General features: G+C 70.4%; 13 protein-coding genes. 4 read left to right on the forward strand and 9 right to left on the reverse strand.

What is annotated here, in order from left to right; all coding sequences use genetic code 11:
• Positions 1-65 precede the first annotated feature (65 nt).
• The gene (gene glnA / locus AB0I51_RS32795; RefSeq protein ID WP_093631824.1) at positions 66-1,427 is read left to right on the forward strand and encodes a type I glutamate--ammonia ligase; all 1,362 of its coding nucleotides are present in this window, start codon (positions 66-68) and stop codon (positions 1,425-1,427) included.
• 147 nt (positions 1,428-1,574) lie between these two features.
• On the opposite strand, the gene AB0I51_RS32800 is transcribed toward glnA, so the two are convergent.
• From AB0I51_RS32800 to AB0I51_RS32825, 6 genes are all read right to left on the reverse strand, one after another.
• Positions 1,575-2,483 carry an aminoglycoside phosphotransferase family protein gene (locus AB0I51_RS32800; RefSeq protein ID WP_362981451.1) on the reverse strand — a complete coding sequence of 303 codons (909 nt, stop codon included), beginning with the start codon at positions 2,481-2,483 and terminating at the stop codon, positions 1,575-1,577.
• Positions 2,484-2,568: 85 nt separating this feature from the next.
• A complete protein-coding gene (locus AB0I51_RS32805) occupies positions 2,569-3,588 on the reverse strand; it encodes a TolB-like translocation protein (protein ID WP_362981453.1) in 1,020 nt (339 codons plus the stop codon).
• Positions 3,585-4,808 carry an MFS transporter gene (locus tag AB0I51_RS32810; RefSeq protein WP_362981455.1) on the reverse strand — a complete coding sequence of 408 codons (1,224 nt, stop codon included), beginning with the start codon at positions 4,806-4,808 and terminating at the stop codon, positions 3,585-3,587. The genes AB0I51_RS32805 and AB0I51_RS32810 overlap by 4 nt, the downstream gene beginning before the upstream one ends.
• A gap of 112 nt (positions 4,809-4,920) precedes the next feature.
• Positions 4,921-5,796 carry an alkaline phosphatase family protein gene (locus AB0I51_RS32815; RefSeq protein WP_362981457.1) on the reverse strand — a complete coding sequence of 292 codons (876 nt, stop codon included), beginning with the start codon at positions 5,794-5,796 and terminating at the stop codon, positions 4,921-4,923.
• 209 nt (positions 5,797-6,005) lie between these two features.
• Positions 6,006-6,446 carry a VOC family protein gene (locus AB0I51_RS32820; protein ID WP_262063037.1) on the reverse strand — a complete coding sequence of 147 codons (441 nt, stop codon included), beginning with the start codon at positions 6,444-6,446 and terminating at the stop codon, positions 6,006-6,008.
• A gap of 46 nt (positions 6,447-6,492) precedes the next feature.
• Positions 6,493-7,005, reverse strand: coding sequence for a pyridoxamine 5'-phosphate oxidase family protein (locus AB0I51_RS32825; protein WP_362981459.1), 513 nt, complete (start codon positions 7,003-7,005; stop codon positions 6,493-6,495).
• Positions 7,006-7,191: 186 nt separating this feature from the next.
• On the opposite strand from AB0I51_RS32825, the gene AB0I51_RS32830 reads away from it, so the two are divergent.
• Positions 7,192-10,191, forward strand: a complete 3,000-nt coding sequence (locus AB0I51_RS32830; RefSeq protein WP_362981461.1) for a bifunctional [glutamine synthetase] adenylyltransferase/[glutamine synthetase]-adenylyl-L-tyrosine phosphorylase — start codon at positions 7,192-7,194, stop codon at positions 10,189-10,191.
• Here AB0I51_RS32830 and AB0I51_RS32835 read toward each other — a convergent pair.
• The gene (locus tag AB0I51_RS32835) at positions 10,179-11,123 is read right to left on the reverse strand and encodes a DMT family transporter (protein ID WP_362981463.1); all 945 of its coding nucleotides are present in this window, start codon (positions 11,121-11,123) and stop codon (positions 10,179-10,181) included. The genes AB0I51_RS32830 and AB0I51_RS32835 overlap by 13 nt on opposite strands.
• Positions 11,124-11,194: 71 nt before the next feature.
• Between AB0I51_RS32835 and AB0I51_RS32840 the strand changes: the two genes are divergently transcribed.
• On the forward strand, positions 11,195-12,097 hold the full coding sequence (locus AB0I51_RS32840) for a LysR family transcriptional regulator (RefSeq protein ID WP_362981465.1): 903 nt from the start codon (positions 11,195-11,197) through the stop codon (positions 12,095-12,097).
• Between the two features lie 260 nt (positions 12,098-12,357).
• Here AB0I51_RS32840 and AB0I51_RS32845 read toward each other — a convergent pair whose 3' ends face one another.
• Both AB0I51_RS32845 and AB0I51_RS32850 read right to left on the reverse strand, forming a co-directional pair.
• Complete coding sequence (locus tag AB0I51_RS32845) at positions 12,358-13,218, reverse strand: phosphatase PAP2 family protein (RefSeq protein WP_362981467.1); 861 nt, start codon at positions 13,216-13,218, stop codon at positions 12,358-12,360.
• 131 nt (positions 13,219-13,349) lie between these two features.
• Positions 13,350-14,384 carry a LacI family DNA-binding transcriptional regulator gene (locus tag AB0I51_RS32850; protein WP_019067315.1) on the reverse strand — a complete coding sequence of 345 codons (1,035 nt, stop codon included), beginning with the start codon at positions 14,382-14,384 and terminating at the stop codon, positions 13,350-13,352.
• 361 nt (positions 14,385-14,745) lie between these two features.
• Between AB0I51_RS32850 and AB0I51_RS32855 the strand changes: the two genes are divergently transcribed.
• Positions 14,746-16,020, forward strand: a complete 1,275-nt coding sequence (locus AB0I51_RS32855) for an extracellular solute-binding protein (protein WP_362981469.1) — start codon at positions 14,746-14,748, stop codon at positions 16,018-16,020.
• The last annotated feature ends 42 nt before the right edge of the window (positions 16,021-16,062 follow it).

A 16,062-nucleotide genomic window follows, 5' to 3' on the forward strand; every position in this document is an offset into this window, starting at 1 on the left:
GTGCCCGACCGCCTCCTGCGGTACGAGGACAGGCGGCCTGACCAGCAAGGATGGGGAAGCGGAAGATGGACAAGCAGCAGGAGTTCGTGCTCCGGACGTTGGAGGAGCGCGACATCCGGTTCGTACGGCTGTGGTTCACGGACGTGCTGGGCTTCCTCAAGTCCGTCGCCGTGGCCCCCGCCGAGCTGGAACAGGCCTTCGACGAAGGCATCGGCTTCGACGGCTCCGCGATCGAGGGCTTCGCCCGCGTGTACGAGTCCGACATGATCGCCAAGCCGGACCCCTCCACCTTCCAGGTCCTGCCGTGGCGCGCCGAGGCCCCCGGCACGGCCCGCATGTTCTGCGACATCCTCATGCCGGACGGCTCCCCGTCCTTCGCGGACCCGCGCTACGTGCTCAAGCGCGCCCTCGCCAAGACCTCCGACCTGGGCTTCACCTTCTACACCCACCCGGAGATCGAGTTCTTCCTCCTGAAGGACCGCCCCTTGGACGGCTCCCGCCCCACCCCCGCCGACAACTCCGGCTACTTCGACCACACCCCGCAGAACGTGGGCATGGACTTCCGCCGCCAGGCGATCACCATGCTGGAGTCGATGGGCATCTCGGTCGAGTTCTCCCACCACGAGGGCGCCCCCGGCCAGCAGGAGATCGACCTCCGCTACGCCGACGCGCTCTCCACGGCGGACAACATCATGACGTTCCGCCTGGTCATGAAGCAGGTGGCGCTGGAGCAGGGCGTCCAGGCGACGTTCATGCCGAAGCCGTTCTCGGAGCACCCGGGGTCCGGGATGCACACGCACCTGTCTTTGTTTGAAGGCGACCGCAACGCCTTCTACGAGTCCGGCTCGGAGTACCAGCTCTCCAAGGTCGGCCGCTCCTTCATCGCTGGCCTGCTGAAGCACGCGGCGGAGATCTCCGCCGTCACCAACCAGTGGGTCAACTCCTACAAGCGCATCTGGGGCGGCTCCGAGCGCACGGCGGGCGCCGGCGGCGAGGCCCCCTCGTACATCTGCTGGGGCCACAACAACCGCAGCGCCCTGGTCCGCGTCCCCATGTACAAGCCCGGCAAGACGGGCTCGGCGCGGGTCGAGGTCCGCTCCCTGGACTCGGGCGCGAACCCGTACCTGGCGTACGCGCTGCTTTTGGCCGCCGGCTTGAAGGGCATCGAAGAGGGCTACGAACTCCCGCCGGGCGCCGAGGACGACGTCTGGGCCCTCTCCGACGCGGAACGCCGCGCGATGGGCATCGAGCCGCTGCCGCAGAACCTCGGCGAGGCCCTGACCCTGATGGAACGCAGCGACCTGGTCGCCGAGGCCCTCGGCGAGCACGTCTTCGACTTCTTCCTGCGCAACAAGCGGCAGGAGTGGGAGGAGTACCGCTCCGAGGTGACCGCGTTCGAGCTGCGGAAGAACCTGCCGGTGCTGTAGAGGCGGTTCACAGCCCGCCTCGGGTTGATTCGGCGCACGGGGCCGACGGTCGTGGACCGTCGGCCCCGTGACGTTTTGAGGTCCTTGGGGCTGCTCTCGGGTCGGCAGAACGCCGAAGGCGCCCGCACTGCGGTCGGGTGACCTCGGCTAGCCGAAGGTGTCGTGGTCGGCCAGGACCTCACTGATCACGCGCTGATTGACGGCGGCCTCCTCCTGATCGGTGTCGATGCACCCGGTCAGGTTCAGCAAGGACTTCCACAGTGCCCACCCCCGGGCCCGGGCCCAGGTGCCGTCGTCCTGGTCGACCGTGCGGCGGAACGCCTCCCGGCTCTCGCCGGAGAACATCCCCCACGTGATCACCAGATCACAGGCCGGGTCGCCGACGCCCGACGTGCCGAAGTCGATGACGGCGGTCAGTTTCCCGTCGGCGACCAGCAGGTTGCCGGCGGCGATGTCGCCGTGGAACCACACCGGTGTTGCACGCCACTGGGCGGCAAGGGCGGCTTCCCAGACGGCGGCGGCCCGACCGGTGTCGACACGGTCCTCGAGGGCGGCCAGGCAGCGGCGGGTCTCCTCGTCGTAGTGGGCCGGCGACGCTCCGCGGAACCAGCTGTGCTCCCCGGCGGGCGGGCCGTCGGTGGCGTCGCAACGTTGAAGGGCGAGGATGAACTCGGCGACCGAGATCGCGAACTGCGAGGTGTCGTCGATGTGCGCTCGGTCGGCCCTCTCACCGGACAGCCAGCCGCGCACGGACCACGGGAAGGGATAGCCCTCGCCCGCGGTGCCCATCGCCAGGATCGGCGGGACGGCGACGGGCAGCGACGGCGCCAGGCAGGGCAGCCACCTGTTCTCCTTGGCGACCGCGGGCACATATCCGGCGGCGGTGGGCAGGCGCGCTGTCATGTCGTCGCCGAGGCGAAAGGTGCGGTTGTCCCAGCCGTCGATCTCCACCGGAGTGACTGGCATGCCGCTCCACTGAGGGAACTGCGCGGCAATGAGACGTCTCACGAGAGCGGCGTCGATTCCCGCGCGGCCGTCGGGCGGAGTCGTGACCATCAATCGAGGATCGCCGCGGGTGGTCGTCCGGTGCAACGCATTATCGAGCCGTCGACAGCGGCCGGCCTTCGGGGTGCGTGAGCAGCTACCTCATGTACGCCGGCGACACCGCCGCCCTACTGATCCGCCGAGCCCTTCCCGTGCCGTCCGCCGGTACCGCGTACAGGTCCGCCCCGTAGTCCCCGGGCAGTGCGTAGACGATCGTGTGGTCGTCCCTCCACACCGCCTGGTCGTCGACGCTCCTTGGCTCCGCCAGCGAAGTCTCGTGCATCGTGCGGAGGTTGAGCACGTACAGATGCCAGGGAGCGTCCTTCGGGAGGCCTTTCACCCGTTTCTTGAAGGCGATGCGCGTGCCGTCGGGGGAGAGGGACGGGCATTCCACGTTCGTGCGGATCGTGGTGACCGTCCGAGCGCGCAGGTCGCCCCTCACCAGATATGTGCTGCCCTTCGTCGCCAGCGTCGCGTAGAACGTGCGGTCGTCCGCAGCGAAGGTCACGCCCCAGAAGTTGGCGTCGGCCGCGCGGTAGACGTGACCGTCCTTGAGGATGCGGAACGACTCCAGGGACGGGATCAGCCGGCCCGACCTCGTGTCGACGATCGCCGCTCGCGTGGAGAAGTTCGTGCCCGCGTAGGAGTCGCCGCCGACGAATGCCGTCCAGGCCGCGAAGTGGCCCGTGGGGGAGACCCGGGCGCGGGAGGGGATGCCGGGGACGTCGTAGTGGGCCTTCTCCCTGAGGCGGGCGTCGAGGATCAGCGCGCGGTAGGTGTCCGTGACCGTGCCATGGACCGCCTGGAGGCAGACTCCGGTGCCCGAACTGGCGTAGAAGCGGAGGCACTTGAGGCCGGAGGCGGTGCGGGGGCCGGAGGGGTTGGAGGCCGGGACCGTCGTGAGCTCGTCTCGGTGGGGGCCCCAGGCCAGGTTGCGGAACACCATGGTGCCGGGCGACGTGAGGGTGACCCGGCCCGCGGTGACCTGCGGGCCGCCGGGCTGGACCTGGTCCCGCTGCCCGGCGCGCGCCGACGCGTGGAGTACCGAGGCGACGGCGATCCCTGCCAGCAGGACGATTGCCGTGGCGAGGATCAGGACGCGGTTGCGCAAGGTCATGAGGCAGGCTCCGGAACTGGTCCGACCGGACGGCCCGGGCGGAGCGTCAGCGCGAACACCGCGCAGACCGCCAGTGCCGCCGCCGACGCCATGAGCGCCGTACGGTCGCCCCACAGCGTCCACGCCGCGCCGAAGCCCAGCGAGCACACGAACCGCGCCGCCGCCTGGCCCGTCTGCACCAGCGCCAGGCCCGAGGAACGCAGCTCTTCCGGCACGCTGTCCGAGGCCGCCGCCATCAGTACGCCGTCGGTCGCCGCGTAGAAACCGCCGTGCAGGAGGAGGACGGCGTAGGGGAGGGCCGTGCCGTGCCAGGAGGTCAGCAGCAAGGCATACGCCGTGAGGAGGGCGCCGTGGCCGGCCAGGAACACCCGCCAGCGGCCGACGCGGTCCGCGAGGCGGCCCAGTGGTACGGCGAGCAGCAGGAAAGCCGCCGCCGTGCCCAGGGGGAGGAGTGCGAACCAGCGGTCGGGGACGCCGAGGCGGCGTTGCAGGAGCAGGTACACGAAGGAGTCGCTGACCGTCGCCAGGCCCAGGAGCAGTGCGCAGACGGTGATGCGGCGCAGGTCGCGACGGGCGAGGAGGGCGAAGGCGGCGCGGAGGGTGGGGCGTGCGGCCTTCTCGACGGCCGGTATCGGTATCGGTGCCGGTGCCGAGCCCGGCACGAACAGGACCAGCACCAGTACCCCCACCACGGCCACGCAGAAACTCACCGTGAACACCGCGTCGTACCCGTCGACCGTCGCCCGCAGGATCAGGAACGCCACCAGCGGGCCGAGCAGCGCGCCCGCCGTGTCCATCGCGCGGTGTACGCCGAAGGCACGACCCCGGTTCTCCGGGGTGGAGGACAGGGAGATCAGCGCGTCGCGCGGTGCCGTGCGCAGGCCCTTGCCCGTGCGGTCGGCGGCCAGGATCAGGCCGATGGGGGTGAGGGTGTGGGCCAGGAGGAGGAGAGGCCTGCAGGCCGCGGAGACGGCGTAGCCGATGCCCGCGACCCACTTGTGCCGGCCGCCGCCCCGGTCCGCGAGGTGGCCGCCGGCCAGGCGGACGAGCGCCGAGAAGCCGTTGTAGATGCCGTCCAGGAGACCGAAGCCCAGCGGGGAGAGGCCGAGGCCCGTCACCAGGTACAGCGGCAGCACCGCGGTCACCATCTCGGACGACACGTCGGTGATCAGGCTGACCGCGCCGAGCGCGAAGACCGTGGGGGCGACGACGGCGGACACCCGCGCCGCAGTACCCGTAGTACCCGCACCCCCGGTACTCGGGGCGGCCGCAGTACCCGTAGTACCCCCGACGCTCGGGTCGGCGTTGGCGCGGCTGTCCGCCACGTACATCTCAGGACGCCCAGATGCCGGTGATGTCCGCGGCCGAGGCCGCGTTGCCCGCGTGGGTGGTCAGGCCCTGGGAGTCCTCCAGGGTCCGCAGCAGGTTGTAGTGGTTGTACGTGGTCGAGGACGTGGCGCCCGTGGTCACCGGCTGGCCGTAGAACACCGTCGGGATGCGGTTGCCGCTGAGCAGGTTGTCCTCGTCGAAGGTGACGACGAGCAGGCTGTTGTGAGTCTTGGCCCAAGTGGCGTATGCGCCGAGGTTGTTCTTCAGCCAGGTGTCACCGGTCGCCACCGAGCAGTCGTGCATGTCGCTGCACAGGTTGGGCGTCACGAAGGAGATGTCGGGGAGGGTCGTGTAGTCGGTCGGGAACTGCGCGAAGGTCTTCGCCGTGGACGTCGCGACGTTGGAGAAACCGAACCAGGGGTTGTGCTTGCGCGCGTAGTTGCCGCTGCTGCACGTCGTCGAACCCTGGCTGGGCAGCGTCTCGTTGTAGCTGGCCCAGGTGCCGCCCGCCGCCGTCACCTCGGAGGCGAGGTTCGCGGCCGAGGAGAAGCCCGCGGTGTAGCAGCTGTCGCTGGTGATGCCCTGGGTGGAGCCGGAGAACAGGGCGAAGTAGTTCGGCTGGCTCGGGTGGGTGATCCCGTACGACTGGGTGAGGGCGGCGCCGCCGGACGCGAGCGAGTTGATGTAGGGGGCACTGGAGGAGCCGATGACCTGGCTGTAGGCGTGGTTCTCCATCACCACCACGACGACGTGGTCCGGGGTCGGCACCGCGGTCGCGGCATGCGCGGTCGAGGCGGTGCCGAAACCTGTCCAGACCCCGACGGCGGCTGCCGAGAAGGCGAGCGCGGACGCCACGACGGCGCGGCTGCGGCGGTACACGGAACCTACGGAACCGCTGGAACTGCCGGAATTGCCAGTACTGCCGGACACTTCAACCTCCGGGTGGGGGGGGGAGGACGGGGGTGACGGTGCGGACAGAGCATGCACACGCCAAAATGCCCGCATCCCATCACCCCCAACCCACCGGATGAAGAAGTGGTGAATTGATGTCGGTGGTCAGTGGTCAGTGGTCAGTGGTCGGTGCTGAACTACTGCTGCGGTCCGGCCAGTTGGGCCAGCACCTGGTGCAGCGGCTCGGTCGCCCGCTTCCGGTACTCCTGGATCGCCCAGCCGTTCCCGTCCGGATCCTTGAAGTACATGAACGTCGCCCCGTCCTGCGGCGCGAACTGCACCGGCTCGCTGACCTCGAGCCCGCGCGCGGTCAGCTCGTCGTAGGCCGCCTTGGCGTCCTGCACGCACAGCTGCATGCCGTGGTACGTCCCCGGCTGCGGCGTCCCGGTCGGCACCTGCAGGCCGTCGACCAGCGCGATCGAACAGCCGGACCCCGGCGGCGTGAGCTGCACGATCCGTACGCCCTCCATCACCTCACCGTCGAGATCCACGTGGAAGCCGACCTTGTCCTGGTAGAACGCCTTGGCCCGGTCCACGTCCGAGACGGGGAGGAGAATCACTTCGAGGGTCATGTCCATGGCTTGACTCCTTTGTCAGGCACGTTAGGCACGTCTGTCAGGCGCGTCACTCGAACCGCCACCGCGTCTGGCTGAACGGCTCCCCCTTACCGAAGCCGAAAACCGTGCGCGGCGCCACAGCGAAGACGAACGCGTACCCGCCACCGTGGTGGAAGGCCCCGTCCCGTACCTCGAAGTGCCAGAAGCTGCCGTACTTCGCCTCCCACGCGGCGGCCAGCTCCCGCAGCCGGTCCTCGTCCACGACCCGCACCGCCGCGCCCTCGACGACCAGGTCGTACCCCTTGTCCCAGGTGCTCGTGCCGGCCGTCAGCACGACGTGCGGGTTGTCGGCGAGATTGCGCGCCTTGCGCTCCTCGGGCCCGGTGCAGAAATGCAGCGCCCCGTCCGCCCACACCGCGGGCAACGGCGTCACATGCGGCCGCCCGTCCGGCCGCACCGTCGAGATCCAGAACTGCTCGGCCGCCCCGAGCCGCGCCTCGGCCGTGGCCCAGTCGGTCGCGGTGGCCGCCGGGTCGCTGTAGCGGGGGTCGAGACGGGTCTGCGGTTCGTTGTCGGTCATGGGCTTCTCCCGGTGTCGGCTGTGCGTGCTCCCGCAGGACAGACCCCGTACCCCGCCGGAACTCATCGCCGCACGCCCCGGGGCCACCTTCCGCACCTGCGGTTAGGCTCGGGACGTTACGACCTAGATCGGAACGACCCAGATACGACCTGGATCGCAACGACCCTGATCCGAGGGAGGGCGAGGATGACGGCGCCGGGACGCAGAAGCAGTACCTTCACGCGGCTGCTGCGGCACGGCTTCACCGATCCCTCGGCCGCCGAGCGGCTCCTGGAGAGCACGGAGCTGGCGCCGATAAGGAACGACCCGGTCCTGCTGGAGGCCCTCGGCGCCACCGCCGACCCCGACCTGGCCCTTCAGGGTCTCGTACGACTCCTGGAGGCGCAGCCCGAGCCCACCGCCCGGCGTGAGCTGACCGACACGCTGATCGCGGCGAAACCCCTGCGGGACCGGCTGCTCGGCGTGCTCGGCGCCTCCGCCGCCCTCGGCGACCACCTCGCCCGGCATCCGCGCGACTGGCACGCCCTCGTCATGTACGAGCCCCGCGACCTCCACCCCGGGGTGGAGGAGTTCGAGCGCGGGCTGGCAGAGGCCACCGACCCCGTTGCCCTCCGCGTCGCCTACCGCCGCTGTCTGCTCTCCATCGCCGCCCGCGACGTGTGCGGCACCACCGACCTCGCACAGACCGCCGCCGAGCTCGCCGACCTCGCCACCGCCACCCTGCGCGCCGCCCTGGCCATCGCCCGAGCCGCCGCGCCCGACGACGCCGCGCTGTGCCGGCTCGGGGTGATCGCGATGGGCAAGTGCGGCGGCCACGAGCTGAACTACGTCTCCGACGTCGACGTCATCTTCGTCGGCGAGGCCGTCGACGGCGCCGACGAGGGCAAGGCGCTGCGCGCCGCCACCAAGCTCGCCGCGCACATGATGCGGATCTGCTCCGAGACCACCGTCGAGGGCTCCATCTGGCCCGTCGACGCCAACCTCCGCCCCGAGGGCCGCAACGGCCCGCTGGTCCGCACCCTCGCCAGCCACCTCGCCTACTACCAGCGCTGGGCCAAGACCTGGGAGTTCCAGGCCCTGTTGAAGGCCCGCCCGGTGGCCGGCGACCTCGCGCTCGGCGCGGAGTACGTCGCCGCCCTCGAACCCCTGGTGTGGCAGGCGGCCGAGCGCGAGAACTTCGTCACCGATGTGCAGAAGATGCGCCGCCGTGTCGTCGAGAACATCCCCGCCGCCGAGATCGACCGCGAACTGAAGCTCGCTCCCGGCGGCCTGCGGGACGTCGAATTCGCCGTCCAGCTCCTGCAGTTGGTGCACGGCCGCGCCGACATCTCGCTGCGCAGCGGCACCACGCTCGTCGCGCTCCAGGCCCTCGCCGCCGGCGGCTACGTCGGCCGCGAGGACGCCGCCCGGCTCGACGACGCCTACCGCTTCCTGCGCACCATGGAACACCGCATCCAGCTCTACCGGTTGCGCCGCACCCACCTCGTCCCCGTCGAGGACGCCGACCAGCGCCGCCTCGGCCGCTCGATGGGCCTGCGCACCGACCCGGTGGCCGAGCTCAACCGAGAGTGGAAGCGGCACGCGACGGTCGTACGGCGTCTGCACGAGAAGCTCTTCTACCGTCCGCTGCTCGACGCGGTCGCCCAACTCGCCCCCGGCGAGGCCAGGTTGAGCGCCGAGGCGGCCCGCGAACGGCTGGTGGCCCTCGGCTACGTCGACCCGGCGGCGGCCCTGCGCCACATCGAGGCCCTCGCCTCCGGCGTCACCCGCAAGGCCGCCATCCAACGCACCCTGCTGCCCGTCCTGTTGGGCTGGTTCGCGGACTCCGCCGACCCGGACGCGGGCCTCCTCAACTTCCGCAAGGTCTCCGACGCGCTCGGCAAGACACCCTGGTACCTAAGGCTGTTGAGGGACGAGGGCGCCGCCGCCGAGAACCTCGCCCGCGTCCTGTCGGCCGGCCGCCTCGCCCCCGACCTCCTGATGCGCGCCCCCGAAGCGGTCGCCCTGCTCGGCGACGGCGACGGCGGCAGCGGCCTCGAACCCCGCGAACGCGCCCATCTGGACCAGGAGATACTGGCCGCGGTCGGCCGCGCCGACGACGCCGTGCAGGCGGTCACCTTCGCCCGAGGCGTCCGCCGCCGCGAACTCTTCCGTACGGCCGCCTTCGACATCGTCGGCTCCTACGGCACCGAGACCCAGCCCGCCGAGGCCGACCAGGGCGCCCTCGTCGACCGGGTCGGCGGGGCCGTCTCCGACCTGACCGCGGCGACCCTCGCCGGTACCCTGCGCGCGGTGGTCCGCGAGAGCTGGGGCGACACCCTCCCCACCCGCTTCGCCGTCATCGGCATGGGCCGCTTCGGCGGCCACGAACTGGGCTACGGCTCCGACGCGGACGTCCTGTTCGTGCACGAACCCCGCGAGGGCGTGCCCGAGCGCGAGGCCTCCGAGGCGGCCAACAAGGTCGTCTCCGAGATGCGCCGGCTGCTCCAGGTCGCCAGCTCGGACCCGCCCCTGCTGATCGACGCGGACCTGCGTCCCGAGGGCAAGTCGGGGCCGCTCGTACGGTCGTTGAACTCCTACGAGGCGTACTACCGCCGGTGGTCCCTCGTCTGGGAGTCGCAGGCGCTGCTGCGGGCCGAACCCGTCGCCGGGGACGAGGAGTTGGGCCGCCGGTTCATCGAGCTGATCGATCCGCTGCGGTATCCGGCCGACGGGCTCGGCGACGACGCCGTACGGGAGATCCGGCGGTTGAAGGCCCGGATGGAGTCCGAGCGGCTGCCTCGCGGCGCCGACCCGACGCTGCACACCAAACTCGGGCGTGGGGGACTCTCCGACGTCGAATGGACCGTGCAGCTCATGCAGTTGCGGCACGGGTGGGTCGAGCCGGGGCTGCGGACCACCCGTACGCGCGGGGCACTTGCCGCCGCGTGTGCCGCCGAGCTGATCTCGGCCGAGGACGCGGCGACTCTGGACGAGGCGTGGGTGTTGGCCACGCGGGTCCGTAACGCGGTGATGCTGGTGCGGGGGCGGGCGGGGGACACGTTTCCCTCTGACCCGCGTGAACTGGCTGCTGTGGGACGGTACTTGGGGTATGGGCCGGGGCATGTGGGGGACATGCTGGACGACTATCGGCGTACTACTCGTCGGGCACGTGGTGTGGTGGACGTGTTGTTCTACGGGGCCTGAGCGGGTTGTTTCTTGGCTGCGGGGGGTGCGTGGGGGCTGGGCGCGCAGTTCCCCGCGCCCCTGAAAGACTCCGCCGAGCGGCGCCTTGTAAGGGCGACGCTCACCAGGACTACCGCCATGCCCGCCACCACCCGCAACCCCACCCTCTCGTCCAGCAGCACCGCCCCCAGGGACACCGACACGACCGGCAGCAGATATCCGGCCGTTGCGGCGCTCGTCGCGCCCTCGTCGGCGATCAGGCGGTAGTTGAGGTAGAAGGTCACGCCGGTGCCCAGGACGCCGAGGGCGGTCACCGCCAGCAGTGCCGTGAGGTCGGGGTGCACCGGGCCCGCGGCCGGTAGGGCGAGTGCCGTCCAGGCCGTCGCCGCCAGCAGTTGGGCCGCCGAGACCGCCAACGGGGCCTGGCCGGTGGTGAGTTTGCGGGCCATGTAGGCGAAGGCCACGGCGTAGCTCGCGGCGGCGGCCAGCAGGGCGAGCGCGCCCCAGCCGGCCAGGCCCGAGCGCTGCCAAGGGGCGAAGATCAGGACCGTACCCGCGAAGCCGAGCACAAGGCCGGTGAGGCGGGTGCGGCCGAGGCCGCGGTCGGTGCCGAGGGCGATGCCGATCAGCAGGGACCACAAGGGAGTTGTGGCGTTCAGGACGCCCGCGATCCCGGAGTCGACGGTCTGCTCGCCCACGCTGAACAGGGCGAACGGGACGGCGTTGCAGAAGAGGGCGGCCACCGCGAGCCGGCCCCACGTCCTGCGGTCACGGGGGAGGCGCTGGCCTTTGGAGCGGGCCAGGGCCAGCAGGACCAGCGAGCCCAGGGCGCAGCGGGTGATCGTGATCTCGGCGGGGGAGAGGCCGTGGTCCAGGGCGAGTTTGATCCACAGGAAGCCCGAACCCCACAGAAGGGCGAGCACGGCCATGCGGAGGGTGGAGGCGGGCTTCATGCGTCTACCGTCCGGCAGGAAACATTTCAGCACAAGCGAAGAGTTCTACAGGCACTGTTAACCTCTACTACATGCTTGATGTGCGACGCATGCAGGTGCTGCGGGCCGTGGTGGACAGCGGGTCGGTGACCGCGGCGGCGGCCCGGCTTGGCTGCACGCCGTCGGCCGTCAGCCAGCAGGTCGGGGCGCTGGAGAAGGAGGCCGGGACCGCACTGCTGGAGCGGGTGGGGCGCGGGGTGCGGCCCACGGCGGCCGGGTTGCTGCTCACCGGGTACGCGGACGCGATCGGGCGGCAGGTCGCCGAGGCGGAGACGGCGCTGGCGGACCTGGTGGCCGGGCGCACGGGACTGCTCACGGTCCGCTACTTCGCCACCGCCGGTGCCGCCCTGGTCGCCCCCGCCGTGGCCCGGCTCCGCGCCGAACACCCGGGAGTACGGCTGGAGTTGAAGCTGACCGACCCCGAGGACCCGCTGCCGGACGTGAAGGAGGGGCGGGCGGATGTCGCGCTGGTCGTGGGGGAGTCCCGTGTTCCCGACGGCGTACGGCTGGTGAAGCTGCTCGACGATCCCTATCTCGCCGTGCTGCCCAAGGGGCACCGGCTGGCCGCGCGGCGGAGTGTGGAGCTGCGGGAGCTGGCCGAGGAGGCGTGGGTCGGGAGCGAGTGGCCGGGGCCGTGTCTCGACGCCCAGCTCGGCGCGTGTGCGGCGGCGGGATTCCGGCCCGGGTTCGCGGTCCAGAGCGAGGACTACGTGACCGCTCAGGGTTTCGTGGCGGCAGGCCTCGGGGTGACCCTGATTCCCCGGCTGGGGCTGGGCAGCCGCCATCCGGACGTGGTCGTACGGGTCGTACGGGATCCGGAGCCGGTGCGGACCATCCACGCGGCCGTCCGCGGGACGGCACCGCCGCAACCGGCCCTGCGGGCGTTTCTGCGGGCGCTGCGGGACGCGGCGACCGGGGGACCCGCCTCGGGCTAGGACCTGTCCGGCGGATCAGGTCGGAGGAAAGCAGCGGCGCCTCATAAGCACAGGTGAGCGGGGGCTGGCGCGTGCAGCTGCAAGGCGGAGGAAGGCGCCGACGCGATGGAGGTCCCTCCCGGTCGAACGAAGTCGAGACTGGGGGAGTCGGCAACCGACGACAACGCCGCTGGGGGTCCCCCACGCCTTTAAGGCAGTGGGGGAGGGCGTGCCAGACCCCGCGTCTCCGGCATGACCTGCCGGACGGGCCCCAGTGCGGGCTACGCCTTGGTCGGCAGCCAGAGCCCGTCCGCTCCCCGCACCGCCACCGTGCGCGGCAGGGAGTACGGGTAGGCGCCGTACCAGAGGCGGGAGACCGCGAAGCCGAAGGCCAGGCAGAGCATGCCGCCCACCGCGTCGAGCCAGAAGTGGTTGGCGGTGGAGACGATGACCATGAGGGTCGCCGCCGGGTAGAGGAGGCCGAGGATCCGGACCCAGGGGAGTTTCGCCAGGGCGAAGATCGTCAGGCCGCACCACAGGGACCACCCGATGTGCATGGACGGCATCGCGGCGTACTGGTTCGACATGTGCTTCAGGTCGCCGGAGGCCATCGAGCCCCAGGTCTGGTGGACCATGACGGTGTCGACGAAGTGGCCGCCGTTCATCAGGCGGGGCGGGGCCAGCGGGAAGAAGTAGTAGCCGACCAGGGCCACGGCCGTGGTCGCGAAGAGGACCAGGCGGGTCGCCGCGTACCGGCCCGGATGACTGCGGTACAGCCACACCAGAACACCCAGCGTCACCACGAAGTGCAGTGTCGCGTAGTAGTAGTTCATGCCGACGATCAGCCAAGTCACCGAGTTCACCGCGTGGTTGACCGACTGCTCGACGGCGATGCCGAGGTCGTTCTCCACGCGCCAGATCCAGTCGGCGTTGCGCAGTGCCTCGGTCCGCTGCTCCGGAACCGCGTTGCGGATCTGTGAGTACGTCCAGTAACTCACCGCGATCAGCAGGATCTCGAACCACAGCCGGGGCCGGCGCGGAGTCCGCAACCGGCGCAGGAAACCGTGCCCCGCGGCGTCCGCGACGGGGCTCGGAACGGCTTCCCCACGGCCTTCCAATGTCGTCACGGTGGTCTCACCCATAGACACAAAGTCTGCCAGAAAAGGCTTCTCCGACCGATCATCCCCTGGTCGGGTCCGGCTCGCATGTTCTACGACGAGAAGAGTCCCCGTACTACTACCGACGCAGGGGAAGCCGCCGTGTTTTCTCCCCATTAGGGACGATTCCGCTCCCCGGGCGCCGAAGCCGTCGAACCCCGTACCACCAGTTCCGGCATGAACACGAACTCACTGTGCGGGGCGGGAGTCCCGCCGATCTCCTCCAGCAGCGTCCGTACCGCCGCCTGTCCCATCGCCGGCACCGGCTTGCGGATCGTGGTCAGCGGCGGGTCGGTGAACGCGATCAGCGGGGAGTCGTCGAAGCCGACCACCGAGACGTCCGTGGGTACCTGGAGACCCCGCTGCCGGGCCGCCCGTATCGCCCCGAGCGCCATCATGTCGCTCGCGCACACGATCGCCGTGCAGTCGCGGTCGATCAGCGCGGCGGCGGCGGCCTGTCCGCCCTCCAGCGTGTACAGCGAGTGCTGCACCAGCCGAGTCTCCACATCCTCGGCGGTCAGGGCCAGTTGGTCCTGCATCGTGCGGACGAAGCCCTCGATCTTGCGTTGTACGGGTACGAAGCGCTTGGGGCCCAGCGCGAGGCCGATGCGGGTGTGGCCGAGGGAGACGAGGTGGGTGACGGCGAGGGTCATCGCCGCGCGGTCGTCCGGCGAGATGAACGGCGCCTGCACCTTGGGCGAGAAGCCGTCCACGAGCACGAACGGCACGCCCTGCGCCCGGAGTTGCTCGTAGCGCTGCATGTCCGCGGAGGTGTCCGCGTGCAGTCCGGAGACGAAGATGATGCCGGCCACCCCGCGGTCGACGAGCATCTCGGTCAGCTCGTCCTCCGTGGACCCGCCCGGGGTCTGGGTGGCGAGCACCGGGGTGTAGCCCTGCCGCGTCAGCGCCTGCCCGATGACCTGCGCCAGGGCGGGGAATATCGGGTTCTCCAGCTCCGGCGTTATGAGACCGACCAGGCCCTCGCTGCGCTGCCGCAGCCGCACGGGACGCTCGTAGCCGAGCACGTCGAGGGCGGCGAGGACGGACTGGCGGGTGGTTGCGGCGACGCCCGGCTTGCCGTTGAGGACGCGGCTGACGGTCGCCTCGCTCACCCCCGCCTGGGCGGCGATGTCGGCAAGCCGTGTGGTCACGGGAGTGGACTGTACCGGCCGTCGGCGCGCTGCGGGTTGCTGCGTCATCGCGATCCCTCGTGTTCTGGTGGGCTTCTGGTCGGTATACGACGTGCGGCAAGAGCTTGCAGAGTCTTGCACAAGTGTCTCATCGCCCGCTGAGCCGCATCAATACTCGGTTTCAACCGGATCGAGAAGAAGTCACGGGCGGGTAACTCTCGGGCCGTCTTGCAGTTTTTTGCAGCAAGGACTTTCGCAACGCTTTCATCGCTGTTACGTTCGGCGACGCCCGGCGGCGGCGAAGGAGCGGTCGGCGAGTCACAGAGGCGGCGGACGGGCCCGCCCCCTGCGGCACACGGGCTTTCACCCTCAAGGAGAACTCATGCGGCGTGGCATAGCGGCCACCGCTCTGGTGGCGTCCCTCGCCCTCGCGGCGACGGCCTGCGGCGGCAGTGACAGTGGCAGCGGCAAGTCGGACGGGCCGGTCACCATCACCTGGTGGGACACCTCCAACGCCACCAATGAGGCACCCACGTACAAGGCCCTGGTCGCCAAGTTCGAGGCCGCCAACAAGAACATCAAGGTCAAGTACGTCAACGTGCCCTTCGACCAGGCGCAGAACAAGTTCGACACCGCCGCCGGCTCCAAGGGCGCCCCGGACGTGCTGCGTTCGGAGGTCGGCTGGACCCCCGCGTTCGCGAAGAAGGGCTACTTCCTGCCGCTCGACGGCACCGAAGCCCTCGCCGACCAGGCCAAGTTCAAGCCGAACCTGATCACGCAGGCCCAGTACCACGGCAAGACCTACGGTGTGCCGCTGGTCACCGACACCCTCGCCCTCGTCTACAACAAGGCGATCTTCAAGAAGGCCGGCATCACCGCACCGCCCACCACCTGGGACGAGTTGAAGGCCGACGCCTCCAAGATCGACGCCAAGGAGAAGGTGTACGGCTACTGGGGCTCCACCCAGGCCTACTACGCGCAGACCTTCCTCTACGGCGAGGGCACCGACACCGTCGACGCCGCCGCCAAGAAGATCACCGTGAACTCCGCCGCCGCGCAGAAGGCCTACGGCACCTGGCTCAGCCTCTTCACCGGCCAGGGCCTGCACGACGCCGACACCACCGCCGACGCCTACGCCCACATCCAGGACGCGTTCGTCAACGGCCAGGTCGCCTCGATCATCCAGGGCCCCTGGGAGATCACGAACTTCTACAAGGGCTCGGCCTTCAAGGACAAGTCCAACCTCGGCATCGCCCAGATCCCGGCGGGCTCCACCGGCAAGTCCGGTGCTCCGACCGGCGGTCACAACCTCTCGGTCTACGCCGGCTCGGACTCGGCGCACCAGAAGGCGTCCCTGAAGTTCGTCAACTTCATGACCTCCGCCGCCTCGCAGTCGACGATCGCGCTGAAGAACTCGACGCTGCCGACCCGCGACGACGCCTACACCGCCGCCGTCAAGGCCGACCCGGGCATCGCCGGCTTCCAGAGTGTCCTCGGCGCCGCCCAGCCGCGCCCGGCGCTGGCCGAGTACAGCTCGCTGTGGGGTCCGCTGGACACCGAACTGCCCAAGATCGCCGGCGGCAAGGAGTCCCTCACCAAGGGCCTGAGCAACGCCGAACTCGCGATCCAGAAGCTGGTCCCGGACTTCAGCAAGTAGTCCTGGTGGCCGCCGGATCCTCAAGCAGCAGCCTGGGGGACG

The organism is Streptomyces sp. NPDC050549, from assembly GCF_040655035.1.
Classification (GTDB): Bacteria; Actinomycetota; Actinomycetes; order Streptomycetales; family Streptomycetaceae; genus Streptomyces.

Bases quoted from the DNA above. Each gene is read 5' to 3' on its own strand.
- glnA (WP_093631824.1), top strand. From the start codon at position 66: ATGGACAAGCAGCAGGAGTTCGTGCTCCGGACGTTGGAGGAGCGCGAC.
- AB0I51_RS32800 (WP_362981451.1), bottom strand. From the start codon at position 2,483: ATGGTCACGACTCCGCCCGACGGCCGCGCGGGAATCGACGCCGCTCTC.
- AB0I51_RS32805 (WP_362981453.1), bottom strand. From the start codon at position 3,588: ATGACCTTGCGCAACCGCGTCCTGATCCTCGCCACGGCAATCGTCCTG.
- AB0I51_RS32820 (WP_262063037.1), bottom strand. From the start codon at position 6,446: ATGGACATGACCCTCGAAGTGATTCTCCTCCCCGTCTCGGACGTGGAC.
- AB0I51_RS32825 (WP_362981459.1), bottom strand. From the start codon at position 7,005: ATGACCGACAACGAACCGCAGACCCGTCTCGACCCCCGCTACAGCGAC.
- AB0I51_RS32830 (WP_362981461.1), top strand. From the start codon at position 7,192: ATGACGGCGCCGGGACGCAGAAGCAGTACCTTCACGCGGCTGCTGCGG.
- AB0I51_RS32835 (WP_362981463.1), bottom strand. From the start codon at position 11,123: ATGAAGCCCGCCTCCACCCTCCGCATGGCCGTGCTCGCCCTTCTGTGG.
- AB0I51_RS32840 (WP_362981465.1), top strand. From the start codon at position 11,195: ATGCTTGATGTGCGACGCATGCAGGTGCTGCGGGCCGTGGTGGACAGC.
- AB0I51_RS32845 (WP_362981467.1), bottom strand. From the start codon at position 13,218: ATGGGTGAGACCACCGTGACGACATTGGAAGGCCGTGGGGAAGCCGTT.
- AB0I51_RS32855 (WP_362981469.1), top strand. From the start codon at position 14,746: ATGCGGCGTGGCATAGCGGCCACCGCTCTGGTGGCGTCCCTCGCCCTC.